General features: G+C 62.7%; 21 protein-coding genes and 2 tRNA genes. 10 read left to right on the forward strand and 13 right to left on the reverse strand.

Annotated elements, in window-relative coordinates:
* Positions 1 to 4: 4 nt before the first annotated feature.
* Entirely contained in the window at positions 5 to 1018 is a 1014-nt protein-coding gene (locus SYNCC9605_RS02515; protein WP_011363502.1) for a LysM peptidoglycan-binding domain-containing protein, read from the reverse strand.
* Between the two features lie 99 nt (positions 1019 to 1117).
* A complete protein-coding gene (locus tag SYNCC9605_RS02520; protein WP_011363503.1) occupies positions 1118 to 2497 on the reverse strand; it encodes an aldehyde dehydrogenase family protein in 1380 nt (459 codons plus the stop codon).
* A 54-nt stretch (positions 2498 to 2551) separates the two neighbouring features.
* Between SYNCC9605_RS02520 and SYNCC9605_RS02525 the strand changes: the two genes are divergently transcribed.
* Entirely contained in the window at positions 2552 to 4213 is a 1662-nt protein-coding gene (locus SYNCC9605_RS02525) for an alpha-amylase family protein (RefSeq protein ID WP_011363504.1), read from the forward strand.
* Here the strand turns inward: SYNCC9605_RS02525 and SYNCC9605_RS02530 are convergent.
* Positions 4156 to 5733: a glycerol-3-phosphate dehydrogenase/oxidase gene (locus SYNCC9605_RS02530; RefSeq protein ID WP_011363505.1), complete on the reverse strand. Its 1578-nt coding sequence runs from the start codon at positions 5731 to 5733 to the stop codon at positions 4156 to 4158. The two genes, SYNCC9605_RS02525 and SYNCC9605_RS02530, sit on opposite strands and share 58 nt — an antisense overlap.
* Positions 5726 to 7231, reverse strand: a complete 1506-nt coding sequence (gene glpK, locus SYNCC9605_RS02535) for a glycerol kinase GlpK (protein WP_011363506.1) — start codon at positions 7229 to 7231, stop codon at positions 5726 to 5728. The genes SYNCC9605_RS02530 and glpK overlap by 8 nt, the downstream gene beginning before the upstream one ends.
* 51 nt (positions 7232 to 7282) lie before the next feature.
* Between glpK and SYNCC9605_RS02540 the strand changes: the two genes are divergently transcribed.
* Positions 7283 to 8713 (forward strand): glycoside hydrolase family 13 protein, encoded by a 1431-nt coding sequence (locus SYNCC9605_RS02540; RefSeq protein WP_011363507.1) that lies wholly within the window; start codon positions 7283 to 7285, stop codon positions 8711 to 8713.
* Between the two features lie 31 nt (positions 8714 to 8744).
* Here SYNCC9605_RS02540 and SYNCC9605_RS02545 read toward each other — a convergent pair.
* Positions 8745 to 8816: transfer RNA gene (locus tag SYNCC9605_RS02545), tRNA-Thr, on the reverse strand.
* 10 nt (positions 8817 to 8826) lie between these two features.
* Positions 8827 to 8908, reverse strand: a tRNA-Tyr gene (locus SYNCC9605_RS02550).
* Between the two features lie 84 nt (positions 8909 to 8992).
* Between SYNCC9605_RS02550 and aroQ the strand changes: the two genes are divergently transcribed.
* Complete coding sequence (gene aroQ / locus SYNCC9605_RS02555) at positions 8993 to 9433, forward strand: type II 3-dehydroquinate dehydratase (RefSeq protein ID WP_011363508.1); 441 nt, start codon at positions 8993 to 8995, stop codon at positions 9431 to 9433.
* On the forward strand, positions 9430 to 10119 hold the full coding sequence (locus SYNCC9605_RS02560; RefSeq protein WP_011363509.1) for a tRNA-(ms[2]io[6]A)-hydroxylase: 690 nt from the start codon (positions 9430 to 9432) through the stop codon (positions 10117 to 10119). Before aroQ ends, SYNCC9605_RS02560 begins: the two co-directional genes overlap by 4 nt.
* Here the strand turns inward: SYNCC9605_RS02560 and SYNCC9605_RS02565 are convergent.
* A complete protein-coding gene (locus SYNCC9605_RS02565) occupies positions 10107 to 11783 on the reverse strand; it encodes a SulP family inorganic anion transporter (protein WP_011363510.1) in 1677 nt (558 codons plus the stop codon). The genes SYNCC9605_RS02560 and SYNCC9605_RS02565 overlap by 13 nt on opposite strands.
* Before the next feature lie 6 nt (positions 11784 to 11789).
* On the reverse strand, positions 11790 to 12194 hold the full coding sequence (locus SYNCC9605_RS02570) for a hypothetical protein (RefSeq protein ID WP_011363511.1): 405 nt from the start codon (positions 12192 to 12194) through the stop codon (positions 11790 to 11792).
* A gap of 116 nt (positions 12195 to 12310) precedes the next feature.
* On the opposite strand from SYNCC9605_RS02570, the gene SYNCC9605_RS02575 reads away from it, so the two are divergent.
* The 4 genes from SYNCC9605_RS02575 to SYNCC9605_RS02590 are packed head-to-tail and all read left to right on the forward strand — an operon-like array spanning position 12311 to position 17142.
* Positions 12311 to 13297 carry a DnaJ C-terminal domain-containing protein gene (locus tag SYNCC9605_RS02575; RefSeq protein WP_041434373.1) on the forward strand — a complete coding sequence of 329 codons (987 nt, stop codon included), beginning with the start codon at positions 12311 to 12313 and terminating at the stop codon, positions 13295 to 13297.
* A 39-nt stretch (positions 13298 to 13336) separates the two neighbouring features.
* Positions 13337 to 14338, forward strand: coding sequence for a porphobilinogen synthase (hemB, locus tag SYNCC9605_RS02580; protein ID WP_011363513.1), 1002 nt, complete (start codon positions 13337 to 13339; stop codon positions 14336 to 14338).
* 4 nt (positions 14339 to 14342) lie between these two features.
* On the forward strand, positions 14343 to 14741 hold the full coding sequence (locus tag SYNCC9605_RS02585) for a VOC family protein (protein ID WP_011363514.1): 399 nt from the start codon (positions 14343 to 14345) through the stop codon (positions 14739 to 14741).
* The gene (locus SYNCC9605_RS02590) at positions 14704 to 17142 is read left to right on the forward strand and encodes an endonuclease MutS2 (protein WP_257929896.1); all 2439 of its coding nucleotides are present in this window, start codon (positions 14704 to 14706) and stop codon (positions 17140 to 17142) included. Before SYNCC9605_RS02585 ends, SYNCC9605_RS02590 begins: the two co-directional genes overlap by 38 nt.
* 22 nt (positions 17143 to 17164) lie before the next feature.
* Here the strand turns inward: SYNCC9605_RS02590 and SYNCC9605_RS02595 are convergent, their stop codons facing one another.
* Entirely contained in the window at positions 17165 to 18343 is a 1179-nt protein-coding gene (locus SYNCC9605_RS02595; RefSeq protein ID WP_011363516.1) for an ABC transporter ATP-binding protein, read from the reverse strand.
* A gap of 58 nt (positions 18344 to 18401) precedes the next feature.
* Here SYNCC9605_RS02595 and obgE point away from each other — a divergent pair, with 58 nt between their 5' ends.
* Positions 18402 to 19391, forward strand: coding sequence for an Obg family GTPase CgtA (gene obgE, locus SYNCC9605_RS02600; protein ID WP_011363517.1), 990 nt, complete (start codon positions 18402 to 18404; stop codon positions 19389 to 19391).
* A 93-nt stretch (positions 19392 to 19484) separates the two neighbouring features.
* A complete protein-coding gene (locus tag SYNCC9605_RS02605; protein ID WP_011363518.1) occupies positions 19485 to 19667 on the forward strand; it encodes a hypothetical protein in 183 nt (60 codons plus the stop codon).
* A 30-nt stretch (positions 19668 to 19697) separates the two neighbouring features.
* On the opposite strand, the gene SYNCC9605_RS02610 is transcribed toward SYNCC9605_RS02605, so the two are convergent.
* The 4 genes from SYNCC9605_RS02610 to SYNCC9605_RS02625 all read right to left on the reverse strand — a co-directional run bounded on the left by SYNCC9605_RS02610 (position 19698) and on the right by SYNCC9605_RS02625 (position 23562).
* Positions 19698 to 19916 carry a CP12 domain-containing protein gene (locus SYNCC9605_RS02610; protein ID WP_011363519.1) on the reverse strand — a complete coding sequence of 73 codons (219 nt, stop codon included), beginning with the start codon at positions 19914 to 19916 and terminating at the stop codon, positions 19698 to 19700.
* 138 nt (positions 19917 to 20054) lie between these two features.
* Positions 20055 to 21956, reverse strand: coding sequence for an ABC-F family ATP-binding cassette domain-containing protein (locus SYNCC9605_RS02615; protein WP_011363520.1), 1902 nt, complete (start codon positions 21954 to 21956; stop codon positions 20055 to 20057).
* Entirely contained in the window at positions 21953 to 22591 is a 639-nt protein-coding gene (locus tag SYNCC9605_RS02620) for a DUF2301 domain-containing membrane protein (protein ID WP_011363521.1), read from the reverse strand. The genes SYNCC9605_RS02615 and SYNCC9605_RS02620 overlap by 4 nt, the downstream gene beginning before the upstream one ends.
* A complete protein-coding gene (locus tag SYNCC9605_RS02625) occupies positions 22588 to 23562 on the reverse strand; it encodes a glutathione S-transferase C-terminal domain-containing protein (RefSeq protein WP_011363522.1) in 975 nt (324 codons plus the stop codon). The genes SYNCC9605_RS02620 and SYNCC9605_RS02625 overlap by 4 nt, the downstream gene beginning before the upstream one ends.
* Between the last annotated feature and the right edge of the window lie 38 nt (positions 23563 to 23600).

A 23600-nucleotide genomic window follows, 5' to 3' on the forward strand; every position in this document is an offset into this window, starting at 1 on the left:
CAGATCAGGCCTTGAGCTGACAGCGGTCCTTCACCAGGTCTTTTTCGAAGCGGCTCTTCGGTGCTTCCCAGGTTTTCCAGCTCCCATTGGCACCGGTGGCATTGATCTTCTTGGCGGAACAGTTCACAGCCAGATAAAGGGCCTGCCCCTGGGCATTGAGGGTGGGGACCACTTGACTGCCACCCATGGCTTGCCAGTTGCCCCAGTCCACCTGGAGCGGGCCATAGGTGCGCCAGTCAGCCGATTTGGCCAGGGTCTGCTTGGGCTTGGCGGCCTCGACCGGCTTGGCCTTGACCACCGGTTTTTTGGCCTGAACCGGTTTCGTTTGCACTTTCTTGGTTTGCACGGCCTTGGTTTGCACGGCCTTGGTTTGCACGGGCTCGGCCTTGGCTTGAACCGGTTTCGTTGTTGCCGGCTGCACCTGGGTGGTGATGGGTTTCTGGAGGGAGGGATCGGTCAGGTAGAGGCGCGTGCCCACCTCCACTTTGTTGGGGTCAATCAGCTGGTTGATGCTGATCAGGCTGGCCACCGGCAGCTTGTAGGCCTTGGCGATCTGCGTGAGGGTCTGCCCTTTGGCAACGGTGTGTTCCGTGGCTCCAGGGATCGGGGTCACAGCCACCGGCTTAAAGGCCGGACGGGGCATCACGGCATTGCTCGGAAGTCGCAGGGTCTGGCCGACCTCAACGTGGTTGGCATTGCGCAGGTTGTTGAGGGCCATGAGGTCGCGACTGCGGACCTGGTATCGGTTGGCAATGCTGCTGAGGGTTTCACCGCTGTTGACGCGATGGCGGCCCGGGCCTGCAGTCACGGTGGGGCCTGGCACCCGCAGGCGGCTCCCGGCTTGCACAAGGTCTGGATTGCGGATCCCATTCATCCGCATCAACATGCCAACGCTCACCCCGTATCGGTTAGCGATATCTGAAAGTGTTTCGCCGGACCGCACCGTGACCGAGGCAGCCATGGCTGAAAGGGGGAACCAGGCCGTCAGCAGCAGGGCGGCAAGAGCGGTACGGCGCATTCGTCTCCGGCAGATGCCCGCAAGATACGGTGCCTGAGGTAAAGCGCCAGTCCCCCAGAGCACCTGCTGCAGAAGGGATGTGCTGGTGATGAGTGCGCCTTATCCTGCCAGCCGCTTCAGCAGGTTGAGATCCACCTGGTAGGGCGGGTAGCGCAGCTTGAAATCAAAGCGGAAGGGGCGCTTGAGCACCGCCTTGTGGTGGCTGAACGTGTCGAAGCCGCTTTGGCCGTGGTAGCTGCCCATCCCGCTGGCACCGACGCCGCCGAAGGGCAGTTGTGGCACCCCGGCTTGCATCACAACATCGTTCAGGCAGACACCGCCTGAACTGGTGGTGGTGAGCACCTGCTGTTGCTGGGCCTCATCACCGCCGAACAGGTATAGCGCCAACGGTTTGGGGCCTTGGCGGATCTCCTGAAGGGCTGTGGTGAGGTCCTCGAGCACCAGCACAGGCAGGAGAGGGCCGAACAATTCCTCGGCCATCAGCGGATCATTGCGGTCATTCACACGAATCACGGTGGGGGCGATGCGCCGCTGCTCCCTGCTGATTTCGCCTCCGATCAGGATGCGCCCATCCGCTCTGGCGGTCTCCAGCAGCTGCTCCAGCCGATTGAACTGGCGCTCATTGATGATCTGCCCCAGCTCATTCGAGTTGAGGGGATCGGCGCCATACATCTCCGTTCGGGCCTCCTCCATCGCCTTCAGCAGCGGTGAACGCAGGGCGGGTGCCACCAGCAGATGGTCTGGAGCGATGCAGGTCTGGCCGGCATTGATCCCCTTGCCCCAGATCAAGCGACGCGCCCCAACCGTGAGGTCGGCACCCTCAAGAACGATGGCGGGGCTCTTGCCCCCCAGTTCCAGGGTTACCGGCGTGAGGTGGGCAGCGGCCCCCTCCAGCACCTTCCGGCCGATGCTGCCGCCACCGGTGAAAAAGATGTGGTCGAAGGGCATGGCCACCAGGTTGGCTGCGACGGCACCATCTCCCTGGACCACTTGCACCACCTCAGGCTCGAAGTGTTGAGGGATCAGCCGTGCAATCAGATCCGCGATGACACTGGCGTGTTCCGAAGGCTTGAGCACGGCCGTGTTGCCAGCAGCCAGGGCACTGATCAAGGGCCGCAGCGTCAGTTGAAAGGGATAGTTCCAAGGGCCGATGATCAGAACGCACCCGAGTGGTTCCGGTACAACCTTGGCCTGGCCGGGGCGTAGTGAGAGGGGGACAGCCACGCGGCGCGGGCGCATCCACCGCTCCAGCTGTCGGCCGGTGAGCTTGAGCTCTTGTCGCAGGGCCACCAGCTCAAAAAAAGCTTCGGTGGGTGGTTTGCCGAGGTCGGCGGCGAGGGCCTCGAGCACCTCCGATTCGTGCTCCTCCACCAGGGCGGAGAGCCGTTGTAATTGCTCTCGGCGCCAGGCCAGGGGACGGGTCAGCCCAGCCCCCACGAGCTCCTTCATCCGGCTCAGTTGCGTTTGGGTGAGGGCCACAGGGCTGACGATCAGGCCAGTCGGGTCTAGCAGTGGTGAATCTGCAACCGGGGGATGACCCCAGCGCTTACGTGGTGGTCAGGGACGGTCATCTATCAGCTGATCGTTCGCAGCTATTCCGATGGGAATGGCGATGGCACCGGTGATTTCAAGGGGCTTGCGGCACGGTTGCCCTATCTGCGTTGGCTGGGGGTTAACACCCTCTGGTTGACCCCGATCTATCCCTCCCCCCTGCGGGACGGGGGCTATGACATCACCGATTTCACCGGAATCCATCCGGATCTGGGGGATCTCTCCTCTTTCCATCGGTTCCTCACGGCGGCCCACAGCCAGGGCATGCGCGTGATTTTGGACCTGGTGCTGAACCACACCAGTGACCTGCATCCCTGGTTCCAGCGGGCCCGCTGGGCTCCTAAGGGCAGTCCTGAACGGGATGTGTACGTCTGGAGCGACGACCCCAAGCGCTACGCCGAGGCACCGGTTCTGTTCCGGCACTTTGAGGCTTCCAACTGGGAGTGGGATCCGGTTGCCGAGCAGTACTACCTGCACCGTTTCCTGCGTCATCAACCCGATCTCAATTACGAGAACCCCTGGGTGCAGGACACGATGCTGGAGGTGGTCGACTTCTGGCTGGATCGCGGCGTCGACGGGTTCCGTCTGGATGCGGTTCCGTTCCTGTTCGAGTCAGAGGGGACCCGCTGCGAGGGGTTGCCGGAAACCCATGCCTTCCTCACGCGTTTGCGGGAGCGGGTGGATGCCCATGGCCGTGATGTGCTCTTGCTGGGAGAGGCGATTCAGCCGGTGGAGGAGGCCGCTCCCTACTTGGCGGATGACGAATTGCACGGCGCCTTCAACTTCGTGCTCACCGCTCATTTGTTTGCCGCCATTGCCAGTGGCCGCACCCAACAGCTCGGAGAGTGTCTGATGCAAGCTGAGCAGGCGGTATCCGGCCCCCGCTGGGCCCTGCCCCTGCGCAATCACGATGAACTCTGGTTGGGGGATGGTCATCTCGTCAGCGATGAGGTGATTCAGACCATCCGGGTGGGCCTGCCCCAGGGGCAGGGGCACTGGTTGAACTGGGGCATCAATCGCCGCCTGGCTCCTCTTCTCAATGGCGATCCACGCTCCAACCGGTTGCTGCATGGGCTCCTCTACAGCCTTCCGGGGATGCCATGTCTGTATTACGGCGATGAACTGGGCATGGGCGACTGGCCCGGTCTGCGGGACCGCGATCCCAATCGCACGCCGATGGCCTGGACGCCGGCTCGCAACGGTGGCTTCTCCACGGCCCCTGATCCGCTGTTGGTGCTGCCCCCCATCACCGCTCCCGGCTACGACTACCGCGTAGTGAATGTGGAGGTGCAGAAGCAGCTGCCCGGGTCGCTGCTGAATTGGCATCGGCGCATGCTCACCTGCCGCCGGCTGCTGCCAGCTCTGCGGCATGGAAGCTTCCGCTTGCTGTACAGCCCCCACCCCGGAGTGCTGGTGTATCTCCGCTGCACCGAGGCGATGACGGTGCTCGTGGCCGCCAATGTCACCGCTGCTGGAGCCTCTCTCAGTTTGGATCTGTCGGAGTGGACCGGCGAGCGCACCCGTGAGGTGATGTGGGGCTGTGAGTTCCCGCCTGCCGCAGCGGAGTGGTTTGTGAACCTTCCTCCCTATGGATTCAACTGGTGGTTGATCGGAGAGGTGGAGCCCGCCGCCACGGCTGCCTGATCCAGCAGGGCCTCCACCTGGGGCCTGAGCCGTTCGGCCTCGTTCAGGTCCACCATGGCCAGACGGCAGCGGCGGGCCAGCACATCGCTGCTGCTGCGCGCATGTTCCCGTTGAATGGCGTGGTCCAGCTCTGCGCCGCAGAGGGGGATCACTGGGCTGATGGGCTCGCGTCGGCTGGGCTCGGCCCGTTCGATCAAAGCCAAGCCGTCCAATCCATAGGTGCTTTGGAGATGGGCGACTTGCGCAGTCCGTAGGGCGGTATCGGGGAGCAGGGCCTCGAGTTGGTGTTTCTGGCGTTGAAGGCCGTCCAGGGTTGCCTGCAACGACTCCGTTGCCCCGCGCAGCGGCATCGGTTCAGGGGGTGGCAGCGCCCGGCCGAGCTGGCGTTCCACTGCGGTCAGGGTGTCTTCAGCCATCGGCCGGCAGGTGGTCCACTTGCCCCCCATCACGCTCACCAGGCCGCAGGCCAGCGTTTCCACCTCGTGCTCCCGCACCACACGGCTGCTGTCCAGGCCCTGGTCCGCTGGCTTCAGCAGCGGGCGTCCCCCCGCCCATCGGCTGCTCACCTTCGGACCCTGGAGCTGGGGAAACCAGTCACGCACGTAGTTGAGCAGGTAGGCCTCCTCTTCTGGAGAGGGGGATGTGGCGTTCTCTTTGCTGCAGGCTTCATCCGTCGTCCCCACCAGGGTGCGGCCGTGGAAGGGGAGCATGAACAGCACGCGTCCATCCGCGGTGGATGGCACCAGAAGCCCAACACCTTTCGGGCAGAGGTTCTGCTCCAGCACGATGTGGGCCCCACGGCTGGTGAGCATCCGAGGAGGGGCATCAGCCTCCGCCATCTGGCGGATCTCATCCGCCCGGATGCCCGTGGCATTCACAAATGCCGAGGCACACCAGCGTTCCCGTTGGCCGGTGGCGGATTCACTGATGGCGGCCTTGAGCTGGCCCATGCCGCCAGTCTCCAGCTCCACCACCCGGCAACGGGTGCGCAGGGTTGCCCCCTGTTGCTCGGCGGTAAGGGCCAACAGCAGGTTGAGGCGTGCATCGTCGAACTGTCCGTCGCTGTAGGCCACGCCGCCCTGACACGCCTTCAGCAGAGGCAGGGCCTGACGCATCTGCTGCTGGGACAGCAGTCGGCTGTGGCCGATGCTTCGCTGACCGGCCAGGGCGTCGTACACCCCCAGCCCAACTCTGTAGTAGGCCTGGCCCCAGAGCTGTTGTGTGGGCAGGGCCAGCTCCAGTCGTCGGGCCAGGAATGGTGCCTGGGTCAACCAGTGGCTCCGCTCGAGCAGGGCTTCCCGCACCAGCCTCAGCTGGGCCAGGTCCAGACTTTTAAAGGCTAGCTCCAGGTAGCGCACCCCTCCATGAAGCAGCTTCGTGCTGCGGCAACTGGTGCCACCGCCGATGTCTCCGGCCTCGAGCAGGGCCACGCTCAGCCCCCGTCGTGTTGCTTCATAGGCCACGCTGGCACCGCTGGCGCCGGCGCCGATGACCAGCAGGTCAACCTGGTGATCAGCCATGCCACCCCAGGCTTCTGGAGACGGCGTCCTGCCAGCGTGAGCGCCACCGGTGGCGCTCGGATGCACCCATCTGTGGGTGGAACAGTTCCGCGCCGTCCCTCCGTGCGATTGCGAGCTGCTCCAGGTCGCTGATCACCCCAGCCTGAAGGCCTGCGAACAGCGCCACCCCCCGGGCGGTGCTCTCGAGGCTGGCGGGACGCCGCACCGTCAGACCGGTGCAATCGGCCTGTGCCTGCAGGAGAGGATCCGAGGCCGCGGCGCCACCATCCACCGCCAGTTCACCCAGGCCCGTGCCAAGGGCCTGCTCGGCAAGTTCCACCAAAGTCGCTACCGACAGGGCGATTCCCTCCAGCGCTGCTCGGGCGATGTGACCGCGTCCGCTGTCGCGGGTGAGGCCCACCAGAACGCCGCGTGCCTGGGGATCCCAGTGAGGTGTTCCCCAGCCGGTGAAGGCGGGCACGAGCATCACCCCTCCCGAATCCGGCACTGAACGCGCCAGTTCGTTCACCTGAGGGGCCTGATCAATGATCTGCAGCCCATCCCGCAGCCACTGGATCACGGTGCCGGCGTTGAACAGACTTCCCTCCAGGCAGAAGCTGGGTGTTCCGGCGGCATCGGTCCAGCCGAGGGTGCTGAGCAGCCCCGCATCCGAGCGGCGGATGACGTCACCGGTGTTGATCACCAGAAAGGCTCCCGTGCCGTAGGTGCACTTGCCTTCTCCGGGCTGCAGACAGAGCTGGCCCAGGGTGGCGGCCTGTTGGTCGCCGAGCATCGCCTGGATCGGTAGGCCTGCGAAGGGAAGATCCGTAGTGATGTGCCCGAACTCCCCGCGGCAGGGAAGCAGTTCGGGCAGAGCGTTGGCGGGGAGCCCTGTGGACTCTCGGAAGTCATCCACCCAGCGCTGCTGCTCCAGGTCCATCAGCAATGTTCGGCTGGCATTGCTCATGTCACTGCCGTGGCGCTGCCCGCCGGTGAGTTGCCAGAGCAGCCAGCTCTCCACTGTTCCGAAACAGAGGTCATCGCTGGCTGCGGCAGCCTGGGCGTCCTGGTAGTGATCGAGCATCCAGCGGATCTTGCTGGCACTGAAGTAGGGGTCGAGCAGCAAACCGGTGCGCCGGCACCACTCCTGCTCCAGTCCCTGCTGCTTCCAGGCCTCGCAGATGGCGGCGGTGCGGCCGTCCTGCCAGACGAGGGCCGGGCCACAGGGGAGGCCATTGCTGCGGCGCCAGAGCAGGGTGGTTTCCCGTTGGTTGGTGATGCCGCAGCTCACCACTGCCTTGCGCTGTGGTTCGCTGAGCTTCGAATCGAGCTGCACCAGGGCCTGCCGCTGGCTGGTCCAGATCGCCATCGGGTCCTGTTCCACCCATCCATCGGCGGGGTAGGAAATCGGCAGCGGCGCACTGGCGCTGATCACCAGATCTCCGGAGCTGCTGAACAGCGCGGCTCTGGAGCTGCTGGTGCCCTGATCGAGGGCCAGAAGAAGAGGCTGCTCCGCCATGGCCAATGTCTTTCTCTCCTGCTAGCCAGGAGATGGCCGACTGCAAAGGCTTTGCCAGCAACCACCCCGTTTCGTGATCCCCCTGCCTGGGTGGCCGATGCGGTGCTCTACCAGATTTTTCCTGACCGTTTTCGCCGCAGTGGGAGGGTCGATGCTCAGCGCCATCTCGCCCTGAAGCCATGGGGGACGGACCCTCGCGAGGAGGGATTCCAGGGCGGGGATCTCTACGGCGTCATCGATGCTCTCGATGGGCTTCAAGCCATGGGCATCACCTGCCTCTATCTCACGCCGATCTTCAGTTCAGCCGCCAACCATCGCTACCACGCCTACGACTATTTCGAGGTGGACCCCATGCTGGGGGGCAATGCAGCACTCAGGGATCTGATCGATGCCGTGCATCGGCGCGGCATGAAGTTGGTTCTCGATGGGGTGTTCAACCACTGCGGCCGCGGCTTTTGGGCCTTTCATCACGTGGTGGAGAACGGTGCGGATTCGCCCTACCGGGACTGGTTCCATGTGCACCGTTGGCCCCTGCAGCCCTATCCCGCCCCAGGCGCGTACTGCGGTTACGACGGATGGTGGGCCTTGCCGGATCTCCCCAAGTTCAACCATGCCAATCCAGGGGTTCGTGAGCACCTGCTGGCGGTAGGCCGTCACTGGCTCGAGCAGGGCATTGATGGCTGGCGTCTTGACGTTCCTGCCGAGGTCCCGGCTGACTTCTGGGTGGAGTTTCGGCAGATGGTGCGGTCCACCAACCCGGAGGCCTGGATTGTCGGAGAGGTGTGGGGTGATGCCACCACCTGGCTGCAGGGGGACCACTTCGATGGCGTGATGAATTACCGGCTGGGTTGGAGCAGCATTTGCTGGGCCGCCGGGGAAGCGTTGCGGCGGGACTACCGCAATTCCGAATACCCGCTCGATCTCCTGGATGGCCAGGCTTTGTTGACCATCTGGACGACCACAACAGGTTCCTACCGGGAGGTGGTGAACAGGTCGCAGATGAACCTGCTCGACAGCCATGACGTGCCACGGGCCCTTCACAGCCTCAACAACGACCTGGCGGCCCTGAAGTTGGCCCTGCTGCTGCTTTTCCTCCATCCAGGGGCACCCTGCGTTTATTACGGGACCGAAGCTGCTCTGGCGGGTGGCCCTGAGCCTGGCCCCTCCAGCGGTCCCGGACCGGCCTGCCGTGAGGCCTATCCCTGGGATGTCCCCTGGTCTGCTGATCTCCGCTCCTTCATTCAATCCCTCGCAGAACTCCGCTTTGCCCATGGGGTTTTGCGCAGGGAGGGTCTGCGCTGGTCAGCCCAAGGGGCGGACGTGCTCGAGGGCGTTGCGGATGGCCTGCGGGTTGTGATCAACCGCAGTCGGTCCAACTCTGTGCCCCTAACAATCGAGCAGCGACGCTCCTGTGTCTGGACGCTGGGAACTGTCGACAGCCGTGCTGTTGGCCCGCAATCGGCGGCTGTTCTCCGGTCGTAACCCCTCTCCCCTGGTGCCGAGGGGAGGGAAAAGCCCTTGTCGAGACTTGAACTCGAGACCTCTCCCTTACCAAGGGAGTGCTCTACCGCTGAGCTACAAGGGCATGTGGAGGATGGGCCGGGTTGGATTTGAACCAACGTAGGCAGAGCCAGCGGATTTACAGTCCGCCCCCATTAACCACTCGGGCACCGACCCGAACCACACCGCAAGAACTTACCAGTCGGTGTGTCATTCGCCACGATCTCGATACGATCTGCCGAGCTGAACCGATCTCCAGCCATGCACGTTCTGCTGCTGAACGGTCCGAATCTGAACCTGTTGGGTCAGCGTGAGCCTGGGATCTATGGCCATTCCTCCCTGGCGGACATCGAAGCGGCGCTGACGCGGGAGGCGGAGCAGGAATCTGTGCAGCTGGACTGCTTCCAGAGCAATTTCGAAGGCGCCCTGGTGGATCGGATTCACCAGGCCATGGGCCGATGTGATGGGATCTTGATCAACGCCGGGGCCTACACCCACACGTCCATCGCCATCCGTGATGCCCTGGCTGGCGTCGCGATCCCTTACGTGGAAGTGCACCTCAGCAACACCCATGCCCGCGAAAACTTCCGCCATCACTCGTTTCTGGCTGAGCGCGCTGTGGGTGTGATCTGCGGGTTCGGCCCCGCCAGTTACAGCTTCGCCTTGAACGGATTGCTCAGCCACCTGCGCCGGAACGCATGACCACCACTGCTCCACCACAAACTGTTCCCACGAAGACAGTCCCTTCGAAGACAGTGGCGTCGATCCGCTGGCTGGCCGCACCCACCAGCTGGAGCTGGGTGGAGCAGGCCAACGCCCACCCGATGGAGGTGCTGATCGATCACGCCCACTGCGAACGCAAGGCTGCTGGAGCTGCTGTGCAGATGATGTTCCGTTACCTCTGCGAACCGGGTCTGGGTGAAGCCCTCAGCCCTCTGGCGCGGGAAGAGCTGGAGCACTTTGAGCAGGTGCTGGCGTTGATCAAGGCCCGGGGGCGCTACCTGGAACCGCTGCCTTCTCCGGGCTATGGCGCTGATCTCGCACGGCAGATCCGTAAAGGTGAGCCGCAGAGAATGCTCGACTCCTTTCTGGTGGCGGGTCTGATCGAAGCCCGTAGCCATGAGCGCATGGCCCTGCTGGCGGAGCACAGCCCGGATCCGCAATTAAGGGAGCTCTACAGCGATCTCTTGGCCAGTGAAGCGCGCCACTTCGGCCTGTACTGGGTGTTGTGTGAGCAGCGCTATCCGCGAGAGCTGATCGTCGAGCGCCTCGAAGTGCTGGCCCTGGCCGAAGTGAAGGCCTTGGAAGGGGCGTTGACTCGCCCTGAAGACGTGCGAATGCATTCCTGTGGAGTGGACGTCACACAGATCAGCAGTCAGATCAGCTGAGCCGCCTCCTGCAAGGCCTCCAGCCTGGATGGCCGAAGCACACCTTCCACTCCAAATTGCCGCAGCCGTTGTTCGAGGGTCTTGTTGGCTCCTGCGATGAACAGGGTGCGCCCCGCTGATCGTGCTTCTTCCACCATGCGTTCAATGGCCAGCGTTGCGGTAACACCGATGCGGGGCACGTCGGTGAGGTCGAGGATCAGAACGCTGTAGCTCTGGATCAACCCCATCCGGGCACTAATTCCCTTGGCGGCGCCGAAACTCAGAGGGCCGCGCAGCCGGAACAGCATCAAGGACTTTCCGCAGCGCAGGATCAGGGCCTCCTCTTGCAGGGAGAGATTGGCGTGTCGTGCATCCGTGGCATCGGAAGGGTTGTCCTCTTCCATCCCTTCTAGTTGGGACCGTGTGATCGCATCAACGGTCAACAGATTGGCCACGAACATCCCCACCAAAACGCCCCAGATCAGGTCCCAGAACACCGTCATCAACAGCACGGCGTACATCAGTGCAGCCGTTTTCGCCGACAGACGATGGGCGCGGAGCAGAAAGCCCCAGTCGATGATGTCGAGGCCGACCTTGATCAGGATTCCCGCCAGCAGCGCCGTGGGGATCTGTGCTGCCAGGGGGCCTGCCCCCAGCAGCACGAGCAGCAGAACCAGGGAATGGGTCATGCCCGACCAGGGCGTCTGACCACCGGATTTGATATTGATCACCGTTCGCATCGTGGCGCCAGCACCGGGAAGGCCTGAGAGAAACCCGGCCGCGGTGTTGGCGATGCCCTGGCCGATCAGCTCACGGTTGGAGTCGTGGTTGGTCTGGGTGATGTTGTCGGCTACCAGGGAGGTGAGCAACGAGTCGATCGCCCCCAGCAGGGCGAGAACCATGCCGGCTTTCACCAGCTCCGGCAGGTGCTGACTGAAATCGGGAACCACCAGTTGTAAGCCCCCCTCCGGGATGGCTCCGATCCGCGCGATGGGTTCAAGGCCCAGCTCCAGCAGCCGGTTGTCGTTGAACAGAACCAGCGACAACGGCGTCACGAGCAGCAGCGCCAGCAGAGGCGTTGGCACCCACTGACGGATCCGCAAGGGGGTCAGAAACACCACGGCGAGTGTCATCAATCCAACGGCGAGCGCGGCTGGATTCCAGCTCTGTGCCTCGATCAGCGAACCCAGGGACGCAACCACGCCGCCCCCGGTGCTCACCCCGATGAAGGGCCCAAGTTGCAGCACCAGGATGATGAATCCGATTCCCGACATGAAGCCGGAGATCACCGAGTAGGGCACCAGGGTGATGAAGCGCCCCAGCCGCAGCACACCGAGCAGTGCTTCGAACACACCACCGATCACCACAGCGGCCATCACCAACGGCAGCATCTCGCCGGCATTGAGATCACGACTGATGCCGATGGCGGCCAGGCTTGAGATGATCCCCGCCACGGTGACGCTCATCGGTCCGGTGGGTCCGCTCACCTGAGCGGGAGTCCCACCGAGCAGGGCCGCCAGGAATCCGGTGACGATGGCGCCGTAAAGGCCATAAATGGCGCCGCCTGGCCCCAGGGCGGCATTGCCGAAGGCGAGGGCAAGGGGCAGTGCGACCACGGCTGCCGTCAGGCCTCCGAGAAGGTCGCCTCGGATGTTGCGCTGATGCAGGCCGTGAATCAGTGCCATCTCAGTTCAGGCCATCCCAGCGGCCCAGGGCTTCCAGGGACTGAATCCCAACTTTTCGGCGTCCATCGGGGAGAACCCAGGTGGGGTAGCCCGGATTTCTGCGGCTATGCAGGCGTCGGCTTGGTCCGGAAGCTGCTCCGGCTTGCGGCATTCCACATAAGTCAGGTCCGCTCCGGCCTGTTTTCCGAACAGATTCATCTGCTTGAAGCAGGCCGGGCAGGTCCAGGCGCCGTAAAACTCGGCCCCAATCGCCATCAGATGCTGCGTCAGTTCAAGGGCCTGCGGGCTGGAGTCGCGCAGGGGCTCTCCGATCGTGCTGGTCCAAGGAGCTGCCAATACCGGTGGGCCACCGATAGCTCCGCCAGCTGCGACCAGAACGGATGCCAGCAGAGATGAAGCCGTGCTCCTCATGCTGATGCAGCGGTTGGCCTGAAGCTAGGTCGCAATAAGGCGTTCGGGCTTCCCTCCATGCAGAAGCAACAACGCAAGCCCTGTTGCGGTGAGACTGGACCCACAACTGGATGGGTATGGCAGGCAGCGGATACAAGGATTATTTCCAGGTGCTCGGTGTTGATCGCAGCGCTGATGCCAATGCCATCAAGAAAGCTTTTCGCAGCCTGGCGCGCCAGTACCACCCTGACGTCAACCCCGGTGATGCCCAGGCGGAAGCACGGTTCAAGGAGATCAGTGAGGCCTACGAAGTGCTCTCTGATCCCGAGAAACGGCGTCGTTATGAGCAATTTGGCCAGTACTGGAACCAGGCCGGTGGCATGGGCGGGGGAGCCGCACCCGGCATGGATGTCGACTTCGGTCGCTACGGCAATTTCGACGATTTCATCAACGACCTGCTGGGCCGTTTCGGTGGACCAGGCGGCGGTGGCTTCCAGGGGGGTGGTTTTCCTGGGGGTGGATTCCCCGGCGGGGGATTCGCAGGAGGTGGTTTCCCTCGTGGTGCTCAGGCTTCACGCGCTCCGGTGAATCTGGATGCCGAAGCTTCGGTGAATGTGACGTTTGCGGAGGCTTTTCGAGGTGGAGAACGCAGCCTCTCGGTGAACAATGAGCGCGTTCAGGTGCGCATTCCTGCTGGGGTGAAGAACGGCTCGCGGCTGCGGTTGAAGGGCAAGGGCAACCTGCAACCAGGAACCGGACGGCGCGGCGATCTCTATCTCAATCTCAAGATTCAGGATCACCCGATCTGGCGGCTGGAGTCGGATCAGCTGCGGGCCGACCTGCCCGTCAGCCTCGATGAGCTGGCCCTTGGAGGCATGGTCTCGGTGATGACGCCCGATGGTGAGGCCCAGGTGAGCATTCCGGCCGGCACCGCTCCGGGCCGCAGCCTGCGGCTGAAGGGAAAAGGTTGGCCGTCGAAAACCGGTCGTGGTGATCTCCTGCTCACAATGACGTTGGCCATGCCGTCCTCATGGAGTGAAGAGGAGCGTCGCTTGCTCGAGCAGTTGCGTGCCAAGCGCACGGACCATCCACGTCAAGAGTGGCTTCGTTCGGCGTCTCTCTGATCCGGTGACCCTTACGATCGCACCTTGTATTTGGGTCTGATGGAGCTCACCTACCGCCCCCGTCGTCTGCGGCGTACGCCCGCCCTACGCGCCATGGTGCGTGAGCACAGCCTCTCGGCTGCAGACTTCATCTACCCCCTGTTTGTGCATGAAGGCGCTGAGGTGGAGCCGATTGGTGCCATGCCTGGTGCCAGCCGTTGGAGCCTGGCGGCCCTCACCGGCGAAGTGCAGCGTGCCTACGACCTGGGAGTGCGTTGCATCGTTCTGTTCCCCAAGGTGTCGGAGGGGCTGAAGACCGAAGACGGGGCCGAATGCTTCAACGCCAATGGCCTGATCCCGCGAGCGATTCGCCAGATCAAGGAAGCCATCCCCGAGATGGCGATCATGACTGATGTCGCCCTGGATCCCTATTCCTGCGATGGTCATGACGGGATCGTCAGCCAGGACGGCGTAGTCCTCAACGACGAGACGATTGAACTGCTTTGCAAGCAGGCTGTTGTGCAGGCCGAAGCAGGCGCTGATCTGATCGGCCCCAGCGACATGATGGACGGCCGGGTCGGTGCCATCCGCGAAGCCCTCGACGACGAAGGCTTTGAACATGTGGGCATCATCAGCTACACGGCGAAGTACTCCTCCGCGTACTACGGACCTTTCCGTGATGCTCTCGACTCTGCCCCGCGTGCCGCCGGTAGCAAGCCGATCCCCAAAAACAAGGACACCTATCAGATGGATCCCGCCAATGCTCGGGAAGCCATCACCGAAGCCCAGCTCGATGAGCAGGAGGGCGCAGACATTATGATGGTGAAACCCGGTCTGGCCTATCTCGATATCATTCACCTTCTGCGTGAGGAGTCGGAACTCCCCATCGCTGCTTACAACGTGAGTGGTGAATATTCGATGGTTAAGGCCGCGGCTGAGCGGGGCTGGATCGATGAAAAGGCCGTAGTGCTTGAGACGTTGCTGAGCTTCAAGCGCGCCGGTGCTGATCTGATCCTCACGTACCACGCCTGCGATGCAGCGGCTTGGTTGAAGGAGGCCTGATCAGATGGCAACAGCCGATCAACCCAGGGGTGTGGATCGTCTCGGTCACGTTGCGATCCGTGTTGAGAACGTCGACCGGGCTGTTGCCTTCTACACCGATCTGGGCATGCGTCTGGTATGGCGTGCCGACGACTGGTGCTATCTGGAAGCTGGGGAAGGTCGCGACGGACTCGCCTTGTTAGGCCCGGATTACAAGGCCGCTGGCCCACATTTCGCCTTCCATTTCCGCGATCGTGCGGAGGTGGATGTGATTCACGACCGTCTCAAAGCGCAGGGTGTGCACGTTGGTGCCGTCCATGACCACCGCGACGGCACGGCGTCTTTCTACCTAAAAGACCCGGAAGGCAACTGGCTCGAAATGCTCTATGAACCCCCCGGTGGCATCCCCTCCAACTGCGATTGACTTGAGTCAAGAGGCGGATCGGGCTCAGAAGGAAACCCTCGAACTGCTGGAGTGGCATCGGGTCTGTGACCATCTCAGCGGCTTTGCCAGCACCGGCATGGGCCGTGATGCGGCCCGGGTGCAACCGCTTCCGGCCAGCCTGGATGAGTCGAAACAACGCCTGGCCGAGACCGTTGAAATGGCGGTGCTTAATGACCTCACCGAGGGCGGGCTCAGCTTCCGCGGCGTGCAGAACCTCGAGCCCGTGGTGCTGCGTTGCAGCAAGGGAGGAGTGGCCTCCGGCGAAGAGCTGCTGGCCGTGGCGGAAACGTTGGCAGCGGCCCGTCGCCTGCGCCGTCAGATCGACGACCCCGAGCTGCGCCCGGTTTGCACCGCGTTGATTGAAACGATGGTGACGCTGCCGGAGTTGGAGCAGCGGCTCAAATTTGCCCTCGAAGAGGGCGGCCGCGTCGCTGATCGCGCCAGCTCGGCCTTATCGGCGCTTCGGCATCAATGGAACGGACTGCGCCAGGAGCGTCGCGACAAACTTCAGGAGTTGCTGCGTCGCCTGGCGCCATCTCTGCAGGACAGTGTGATCGCCGAGCGTCATGGCCGTCCTGTTCTGGCGGTGAAGGCCGGTGCCGTAAGCCAGGTGCCAGGGCAGGTGCACGACAGTTCGGCTTCAGGCAGCACCATCTTCGTGGAACCCCGCTCGGTGCTCACCATGGGCAATAAGCTGGCGGAGCTGGAGTCCCGCATCCGGGATGAGGAACGCAAGGTGTTGGCGGAGCTGAGTGCTCTGGTGGCTGAAGAGGCGTCTGCCCTCAACCAGGTGGTGGCCGTGCTGCGCACGCTTGATCTTGCTCTTGCCCGTGGGCGTTACGGCCGCTGGCTTGGCGGCGTCGAGCCGCAGCTTGAGCCGGCAGCGGAGGCTCCGTTTCGCTTTTCAGGTCTGCGGCACCCGCTGTTGGTGTGGCAGCACAAGCGCGCGGATGGGCCACCCGTGGTTCCCATTTCGGTGGAGGTTTCTCCGGAGCTGCGGGTTGTGGCGATTACCGGGCCCAACACCGGTGGCAAAACGGTCACCCTGAAAAGCATCGGCCTCGCTGCACTGATGGCGCGCGCCGGGATGCTCTTGCCCTGCTCGGGCCAACCCTCCCTCCCCTGGTGTGCCCAGGTGCTGGCGGACATCGGCGATGAGCAATCCCTTCAGCAGAGCCTGTCCACTTTCAGCGGCCACGTGAAGCGCATCGGGCGCATCCTTGAGGCGCTCCAGCGCGGCAGTGCCCCTGCCCTGGTGCTGCTGGATGAGGTGGGTGCTGGAACAGATCCCAGTGAGGGAACGGCCCTGGCCACGGCTCTGCTCAAGGCTCTTGCCGATCGAGCCCGGCTCACGATTGCCACCACCCATTTCGGCGAACTCAAGGCCCTCAAATACGACGACGCTCGTTTTGAGAATGCCTCTGTGGCCTTTAACCCTGAGACGTTATCCCCCACCTACGAGTTGCTTTGGGGAATTCCGGGACGCAGCAATGCGCTGGCGATCGCGACGCGCCTGGGGCTCGATTCGGATGTGCTTCACCAGGCCCAGCAGCTTCTGGCCCCAGGAGGTGATGGTGAGGTGAACAGTGTGATCCGTGGCTTGGAGGAGCAACGGCAGCGCCAGCAGGCCGCGGCAGAAGATGCTGCAGCACTCCTGGCACGCACTGAGCTGCTGCACGAGGAGTTGCTGCAGCGCTGGCAGAAGCAAAAGCAGCAGACCGCGCAACGTCAGGAGCAGGGTCGTCAACGCCTGGAGCAGTCGATCCGTCAGGGCCAGAAGGAAGTTCGCACCCTGATTCGCCGTCTGCGGGATGAACGCGCGGATGGGGAAACCGCGCGGCGGGCTGGGCAACGGTTACGCAGCCTGGAGGACCATCACCGCCCCACCCCAGAACGGCGTGCACCCAAGCCAGGCTGGCGTCCGGCCGTGGGCGATCACGTGCGCTTGCTGGCCCTCGGTAAGGCTGCAGATGTGTTGGCCATCACCGATGACGGCCTTCAGCTGACAGTCCGTTGCGGGGTGATGCGCACCACGGTGGATCTGACGGCGGTGGAAAGTCTGGATGGGCGTAAGCCCGAGCCGCCTCCAAAGCCGGTGGTGAAGGTGCATGCCCGTTCAGCCGGTGGCGGTGGTACACAGGTGCGCACCAGTCGCAATACCCTTGATGTGCGGGGCATGCGGGTGCATGAGGCCGAAGCAGCGGTTGAGGAATGCTTGCGCAGTGCCAATGGCCCGGTTTGGGTGATCCATGGCATTGGCACGGGCAAGCTCAAGCGCGGCCTGCGCGCCTGGCTGGACACGGTGCCCTACGTGGAACGGGTGACTGATGCGGAGCAGGGGGACGGCGGACCGGGCTGCAGCGTTGTCTGGGTGCGCTGAGTTGCCTCAGCCGTTGCAGTGATCAACGGATCGCTTCTCCATCCGCCTCGAACAACCGCCAGCCTGTGGGGTCAGGGTCGAGATGGATGGCATCACCGGCCTTGATGTTGATGTCCGCTGAACCTCTGACTTGGATGAGTTGATCACCATCCACGAGCCGACAGGTGAGGATCTGCTCATTGCCCAGACGCTCGCAATGGTTTACCTCGGCTTGCAGATTTCTGTTCGTTGCTGGTGCCAGATGCCAGTGTTCAGGCCTCAATCCTGCGGTGAGGTGTTGGCCTTCTCGTTGAAGTAAGGGCTCAACCATGTCACCTTCAACCTGAATGCGCTTGCTTCCCAAAATGAGGGTTGCATTGGGTCCCACCGTGATGGGCAACAGGCTCATCGCTGGGCTGCCGATGAACTGGGCCACAAAGATGTTGGAGGGCCACCGGTACAACTCCATCGGAGTTCCTAGTTGTTGCAAGCGCCCTTGGTTCAACAACGCGATGCGGTCGCCCATGGTCATCGCTTCCACCTGGTCGTGGGTCACATAAACCGTTGTTGTTCCGAGTTCTCGCTGCAGCTCGACGATTTTTTGGCGCGTGCTCGTTCTGAGTTTGGCGTCGAGATTGCTGAGCGGTTCATCCATCAAGAACACCTCAGGATTGCGCGCCATGGCGCGTCCGAGGGCGACCCGTTGTTTCTGTCCACCGGACAGTTCCTTTGGCCTTCGATCGAGCAATTCCGTTAGTTCCAGAGATCTGGCAACGGTGTTCACCCGGGCTTCGATTTGTTCTTCTCTGACTGACCGCACCCGCAGTGGTTTGGGCAACATGCGCGTGGATCGAAAGGCTTGATCTTGGATTCTCTGAAAAGTCGATCTTGCCTGGCTTCTGCGCAGCCCGAAGCTGAGGTTGTCCCTCACGCTGAGATGCGGGTAAAGCGCGTAGCTCTGGAACACCATGGCGACGTTGCGGCGCGCTGGCGGCACATCGCTGATGGGCCGAGTCCCGATTCTGATTTCACCGCTGCTGGGATGGTCGAGACCGGCTAGCAGTCGCAGCAAGGTGCTTTTGCCGCACCCCGAGGGACCGACCAGCACCAAAAACTCGCCATCGTTGATCGTCAGATTCAACTGACGAATCACATCAACGGGATCACCGCCGCCGCGTCCTGGGAACGTCTTGCTGAGGTCTTCGAAACGGACGCCGGCCAACGGCAGAGCTGCAGCGGCTGAATCTTAGGGTTATGGATTGGATTGAGTCGGCAGCACCGTGCAGTTCATCGATCAGGCACGGATCACGGTCCGAGGCGGGCGCGGCGGCGACGGCATCGCTGCATTTCGCCGTGAAAAGTATGTGCCTGCTGGAGGCCCCTCCGGAGGTGACGGCGGGTGTGGGGCTCCTGTGGTTCTGGAGGCCGACAGCAACCTGCAAACCCTGCTCGACTTCAAATACAAGCGCCTGTTCGCTGCTGACGACGGGCGACGCGGTGGCCCGAACAAATGCACCGGTGCATCAGGGAAAGACCTGGTGATCAAGGTGCCTTGCGGCACGGAGGTACGCCATCTGCGCACCGGCATTCTTCTGGGTGACCTCACAGCGCCGGGTGAACGGCTCACCGTTGCCTTCGGTGGGCGAGGTGGTCTGGGCAATGCCCATTACCTGAGTAATCGCAACCGTGCGCCGGAGAAATTCACCGAGGGGCGTGAGGGTGAGGAATGGCCCCTTCAGCTGGAACTCAAGTTGCTGGCTGAGGTGGGCATCATTGGACTTCCCAATGCCGGCAAAAGCACCTTGATCGCCGTGTTGTCGGCAGCGCGACCCAAGATTGCCGATTACCCCTTCACTACCTTGGTCCCCAACCTTGGTGTGGTGCGCCGGCCAAGTGGTGATGGCACTGTTTTTGCAGACATCCCAGGCTTGATTGAAGGGGCCGCCCAGGGCTCTGGTCTTGGCCACGACTTTCTGCGTCATATCGAACGCACCCGTCTGCTGATTCACCTGGTGGACGCTGGATCCGAGGATCCCGTGGCTGACCTGAACGTCGTCCAGCAGGAGCTGGAGGCCTATGGCCATGGTTTGGTTGATCGGCCCCGTCTGCTGGTGATCAACAAGCAGGAGTTGGTGTCAGAGGACGATCTCCCCAAGTTGCAGCAGGAGCTTAAGGAGGCGAGCGGTCGGCCCGTGCTGTGCATTTCAGCCGCCATGGGAACCAACCTCGACCAGTTGCTGGCAGAAACCTGGGTCGAGCTCGGGGTGTGAGCTGATGCTCCAGACAATCTTCATGTAATCAGCCATACCGATGCTTGTGGGCTGATCGCAGGAGAGCCATAACTGGAATGTCTCTCCCATGACATGACCTTTTACACCTGTCTGGACAACAAGGGCGGCGTGATTGCCCGGTGCCAAACGAAAGAGGATGTTGCTGTGCTTCAACGCATGGGACGCCCGATCGCTGAAGTGAAGGCAATGCGTAAGGAGGAGGCTGTCGTCTGCAGCCTGACCGGCAGCCCCTCCGATTACAACGAGGACTATTGAGCCCTCGTTGAATAAATCGCGTTTGTTGGCTCAGTCGTCGTAGACGCGGCACTCATCGGCATCGGGATTGGCCTCGCAATGCAGCTCGAGCGAGGTGGGGTCGTGGCTGTCGCCGGGGTGGTGTTCTTTGTATTCCTCCAGCGACTTCAACTCATCGGTGAGGTGACGAACCTTGGCGTCGTCTCCAGCTGCTTTGGCAGCTTCAATTTCCGATTGATCCTTCTGGATGTGTTCGTCGATGGACTTCATGAATTCAGACCGTGGCCTGGCTGCACATTACGGCGATTCATCGGTTTTGGAGTGGTGGAATCCCCCCCCATGACCATCCGTCAATCTTGATCTGAGGTGGCGGTAGCCGTGGCTACAACCATGGCTACCGCTGCTTGCTCAGGGGGCCAATTCGCTGAGTTCCAGCCAGCGTTCTTCGGCCTGTTCGATGCGGGAGATCAGATCAGCCAGATCAAGGCTCAGCTTGGCCATGTCGGCGCCCTCCTGCGTCATCTGCTGTTCCAGCTCCTCCTTCTGCAACTCCAGGTCAGGCAGCTGTTGATCGAGAGCCGCTAGCTCCTTGTTTTCCTTGAAGTTTCGACGCCGCGGACCATCGCGCTTGGTTTCGCTGCTGCGCTCCGGTTTTGGTGAGGAGGGTTTGCTCGCCTGGGTCTGGCTGCGTTCCTCCTGGCGCTGCTGCTCCAGAAACGCGCTGTAGTTCCCTTCAAATCGATTAAGCCGTCCTTGGTCGAAGCAGAACAGGCGATCAACGGTGCGATCGAGGAAATAACGGTCGTGGGAAACAACGATCACGCAGCCCCGGAAGTCTTCAAGTAAGTCTTCGAGAACGCTGAGGGTCTGAACATCCAGATCGTTGGTGGGTTCGTCCAACAGCAACACGTTGGGCGCCTGGATCAGCATCCGGCAGAGGGTGAGGCGGCGGCGCTCGCCTCCCGAGAGCTTGGCCAATGGGCTGTGCTGCTGGGCCGGTGGAAACAAAAAGCGTTCCAGAAGCTGCGATGCGGTGACCTGTTCTCCCCCCAGATCGATCCGGCTGGCGGCTTCTTCCACGAACTCGATCACTTTGCGATCGAGCCCTTTGCCTTTGTTGAAGTCTTCGGTGTGCTGGTCCAAGTAGCCGATGTGCACGGTCTCCCCAAGCAGCAGGCTGCCTTGGGTTGGCTCGCGCCGTCTGGCAATGAGATCAAGCAGGGTGGATTTGCCGCTGCCGTTGGGGCCGATGATGCCGATTCGGTCTTCAGGGCTGAAGCTGTAGCTGAAGCCATCAAGGAGTGGGCGACCGCCTTGGCTGCCATCGGCTGTGACCCCAACGTCTTCCGCTTCAATCACCTGTTTGCCGATGCGCCGGCTGATGCCAGTCATCTCCAGCTTCGCTTTGGCCTGATTGGGTTTCTGCTCGCGCATCGCTTCGATGCGTTGCAGTCGCGCCTTCTGTTTGGTGCTGCGCGCCTTGGGGCCCTGGCGTAGCCAGGCCAATTCGCGGCGAAGTACGCTTTTGAATTTGGCCACTGAGGCTGCTTCAGAGGCTTCTTCTTCCGCTTTGTGCTGCAGAAAGGTGCTGTAGTTCCCCTGATAGGTGCGGGCCTGGCCTCGGTCCACCTCCACCATCCGTCGCGTCACCCGATCGAGTACGTAACGGTCATGGGTGACCAGCACCAGAGCCCCGGGGTAGCGATCCAACCAGCTCTGCAGCCATTCCACGGCAGCTGCATCGAGATGGTTGGTGGGCTCATCCAGCAGCAGCACGTCGGGGCAGGCCACCAGAGCTGATGCCAGACCCACCCGTTTGCGGTATCCGCCGGAGAGGTCGTCGACCGGGCGCTGGAGATCGCTGATGCCCAATTTCTGCAGCACTTCCCGGCATTGCTGCTCCAGGCTCCAGGCTTCTTCTTCATCCATCCGTTGGCTGAGCTGACCCAGCTCCGCCATCAGTGCTTCATTGCTGGGGTCTGCCGCAATGGCGTCGCTGAGGGCGCTGAAGCGCACTAGCAGATCCCGTTTTGCGCCACAGCCCTCCAGCACCTGTTCCAGCACCGTGAGCCCCGGAGTGATTCGGCTCTCCTGACCCACCAGCTCCACCCGAAGCCGCGGCGAACAGCGGCGTTCCCCCTCACCGAGCGGCTCTTTCCCCGCCAGAACCTTCAACAGGGTGGATTTGCCGGCGCCATTGGGACCGATCAGCCCGAGCCGTTCTCCTTCAGCGATGTGGAGATCGAGATCGGAAAAGAGGGTGCGGATGCCGAAATCCTTGGCCGCACCCACCAGGCTGATCAGACTCACGGCGTGCCAGCGGGCAATTGACCGTCCAGATAAGCAAACACGCTCTTATCGCCCACATCCGCTGCTGCCTCCATGCCGAATTTGCGCAGGGCCAGCAGCACCAGCAGCAACGCTGCAGCTTCCAGTAGAGCCAGGCAGAGGGGACCATTGATCAGCCCCACCAGATGCCCCAGCAGCGCTGCCGGCAGCAGCAAGGTGAGACCAATGGCTTCGGGCCGTTGGAAGCAGAAAAACTCCTTGAAGCCGATTCCTGCCAAGGCGGCAAACAGCGGCCCGATGGCCAGGATCCAAAGCGGCTGATCCCTGAGGACGGAGAGCACTTCGGTGGGGCCGGCCTGCAGCAGCAGGGCCCCCCAACCGATGCAACCGCTGAGCCAGAACAGTTGAAGGGCCCGGTGCAAGGGACGGAGATAAATGTGAATCCAGCGCAGCGCGAGGCCCAGGGCTGTGGCCATCGGCAGCACCCAGAGCCATGCCCAGGGGCTATCGGTCTGCCACCACTGCAGCACCCCTGCGGCCAGGCTGAGGCCGGTGATCAACAGGGCGATTCGATAAAAACGCACCTCCTGGCGATCGGCAGCGGTGATCGAGTAGGTGCCGTAGACACCTTCGAAGGTTGGATCTGCGCTGGTCATCCCGACGCTGCAGTGCTGTTCACCAGTGTGCTCAGGTCAGGACCGGCTGGAACGATGCCGCTGGGATTGAGGGGGAACAGGGCACCGAAGTAATCGTGTCGCCAGGCGGTGCCGTCGCAGGTGTCCGCCACGCCTGGCAGGCGATAAAAGCGCTGTCGCCACTTCCAGAGGTTCGGGTAGTGCCAGAGCGGCTGCCGACTGCAGCCGAACAGGGGGGCATACACCAGCTCCCAGCGGATCAAGGTGGGGAACAGCCGCACATCCGCCAGGGTCAGTGCTTCCCCGCACAGCCATGGACCGTTGCTTTCGAGGCTCTGCTCCACCGCATCGAGGGCGGTGAAGAGATCGGCTTCAGCGTGGTCGTAGGCCGCTTGGTTGCGGGCGAAACCGCAGCGGTAAACCCCATCGTTGATGGCCGGTTGCAGCCGATGCTGCCAGGCCTGGATCCTGTCGGTTGCTTCTGCTGGTGCCAGGTCCACAACCTCGTCGTGATGGGGCCAGCGGTTCAGTAGGTCCACCAGTGGTGCACTGTCATTTCCCAGCAGGGTGCGCGTCTTGGGATCCACCAGCACAGGCACGGTGGCCCGGTAGCTGGGGGGGGCGTCGCAGAGCTGGTACAACTCCAGCAGCGTTTTGCACCCCTCCCAGGCAGGATCGAGGGCCCAGCGTCCAGCGTTATGATCCGCCCGTGCCATCACGAGGGTGACGCTGTCGTGTAGATGGCGCAGCTGATGCACCAGCCAGGTGCGGTGGGCCCAGGGGCAGCTGCGCCCGATCACCAGCATCGGCCGTTGACCTGCGCTGCGCTGGAGCAGGTCCGGGGGTTTTAAGGCCGGCGGGGTGAGCGGATTGCTGCTTGGGCGGGTGTAACTGCCGGCCGCATCGGCTGGGCCCAGCCCACCCATGAGCCGTTGCCATTGCCATCGCCAGCTGCGACGGGCGGCCGTGACCACGACAGGTGGGATCGACATAGCTCGGTTTGGATCGCTTTCATCCTCGCTGTGACTCG

Origin of the sequence: Synechococcus sp. CC9605, assembly GCF_000012625.1 — a bacterium.
In the GTDB taxonomy this organism is placed as follows: domain Bacteria; phylum Cyanobacteriota; class Cyanobacteriia; order PCC-6307; family Cyanobiaceae; genus Parasynechococcus.

Bases quoted from the DNA above. Each gene is read 5' to 3' on its own strand.
- SYNCC9605_RS02515 (WP_011363502.1), bottom strand. From the start codon at position 1,018: ATGCGCCGTACCGCTCTTGCCGCCCTGCTGCTGACGGCCTGGTTCCCC.
- SYNCC9605_RS02525 (WP_011363504.1), top strand. From the start codon at position 2,552: ATGACCCCAGCGCTTACGTGGTGGTCAGGGACGGTCATCTATCAGCTG.
- SYNCC9605_RS02530 (WP_011363505.1), bottom strand. From the start codon at position 5,733: ATGGCTGATCACCAGGTTGACCTGCTGGTCATCGGCGCCGGCGCCAGC.
- glpK (WP_011363506.1), bottom strand. From the start codon at position 7,231: ATGGCGGAGCAGCCTCTTCTTCTGGCCCTCGATCAGGGCACCAGCAGC.
- aroQ (WP_011363508.1), top strand. From the start codon at position 8,993: ATGCACGTTCTGCTGCTGAACGGTCCGAATCTGAACCTGTTGGGTCAG.
- SYNCC9605_RS02560 (WP_011363509.1), top strand. From the start codon at position 9,430: ATGACCACCACTGCTCCACCACAAACTGTTCCCACGAAGACAGTCCCT.
- SYNCC9605_RS02565 (WP_011363510.1), bottom strand. From the start codon at position 11,783: ATGGCACTGATTCACGGCCTGCATCAGCGCAACATCCGAGGCGACCTT.
- SYNCC9605_RS02570 (WP_011363511.1), bottom strand. From the start codon at position 12,194: ATGAGGAGCACGGCTTCATCTCTGCTGGCATCCGTTCTGGTCGCAGCT.
- SYNCC9605_RS02575 (WP_041434373.1), top strand. From the start codon at position 12,311: ATGGCAGGCAGCGGATACAAGGATTATTTCCAGGTGCTCGGTGTTGAT.
- hemB (WP_011363513.1), top strand. From the start codon at position 13,337: ATGGAGCTCACCTACCGCCCCCGTCGTCTGCGGCGTACGCCCGCCCTA.
- SYNCC9605_RS02585 (WP_011363514.1), top strand. From the start codon at position 14,343: ATGGCAACAGCCGATCAACCCAGGGGTGTGGATCGTCTCGGTCACGTT.
- SYNCC9605_RS02590 (WP_257929896.1), top strand. From the start codon at position 14,704: ATGAACCCCCCGGTGGCATCCCCTCCAACTGCGATTGACTTGAGTCAA.
- SYNCC9605_RS02605 (WP_011363518.1), top strand. From the start codon at position 19,485: ATGACCTTTTACACCTGTCTGGACAACAAGGGCGGCGTGATTGCCCGG.
- SYNCC9605_RS02610 (WP_011363519.1), bottom strand. From the start codon at position 19,916: ATGAAGTCCATCGACGAACACATCCAGAAGGATCAATCGGAAATTGAA.
- SYNCC9605_RS02620 (WP_011363521.1), bottom strand. From the start codon at position 22,591: ATGACCAGCGCAGATCCAACCTTCGAAGGTGTCTACGGCACCTACTCG.
- SYNCC9605_RS02625 (WP_011363522.1), bottom strand. From the start codon at position 23,562: ATGTCGATCCCACCTGTCGTGGTCACGGCCGCCCGTCGCAGCTGGCGA.